This is a genomic window from Roseateles sp. P5_B10, assembly GCF_056400485.1.
Map to the genome: position 1 here is coordinate 1 of NZ_JBFULE010001400.1, position 795 is coordinate 795.

Annotated in this window: 1 protein-coding gene; it reads right to left on the bottom strand. The window is 64.9% G+C overall.

All coding sequences use genetic code 11. The features are described from left to right. Positions 1-143: 143 nt before the first annotated feature. Positions 144-795 (bottom strand): bifunctional 2-polyprenyl-6-hydroxyphenol methylase/3-demethylubiquinol 3-O-methyltransferase UbiG (gene ubiG / locus AC1DU6_RS33605; protein ID WP_477862692.1); only part of this gene is annotated, 652 nt, incomplete at its 5' end.

A 795-nucleotide genomic window follows, 5' to 3' on the forward strand; every position in this document is an offset into this window, starting at 1 on the left:
ATATTGCGGCAACGGCAGCGGGGTGAGACCACGATCGGCGCGCATCGCATTGGCCGCCGCCGCAAGGTCAGCAGCACTGTCGATCAGCGTGCCGTCCAGGTCGAACAGCACGGCCCGCAAATGCGACCAAGGCGCAGGGAGCTTCAAGCGGGACGGCGGCAAGCCAGCAGGTAGTTCACGTCGGTGTCGCTGCCGAGGCTGTAGCGCTGCGTGAGCGGGTTGTAGGTCAGGCCGCGGCTGCCTTGCAGCTCAAGCCCGGAGTCGCGGCAGAACTGCGACAGCTCCGATGGTTTCAGGAAGCGCGCGTATTCGTGCGTGCCCTTGGGCAGCATCTGCAGTACGTACTCCGCACCAACGATGGCGAGCAAAAACGACTTGGCGTTGCGATTGAGCGTTGACAGGAAGACCCAGCCGCCGGGCTTGACCAGCGTCGCCAGCGCCCGCACGACCGAGGCCGGGTCGGGCACATGCTCCAACATCTCCATGCAGGTAACCACGTCGAAGCTGGCCGGTTGTTCAGTGGCCAACGCTTCGACAGCGATTTCGCGGTATTCCACGCCTTCGGTCCCCGCCTCCATGGCGTGCAGTTCTGCGACGCGCAGCGGCTTGGTCGACAGGTCGATGCCCAGCACCTGGGCGCCGGCACGTGCCATGGAATCGCTCAGAATGCCGCCGCCACAACCGACGTCCAGCACACGCTTGCCTGCCAAAGGGCAGAGCTGCTGAATCCATCCCAGGCGCAGCGGGTTGATCTSGTGCAGCGGTTTGAAGTCGCTCTCGGGGTCCCAGGTGGTG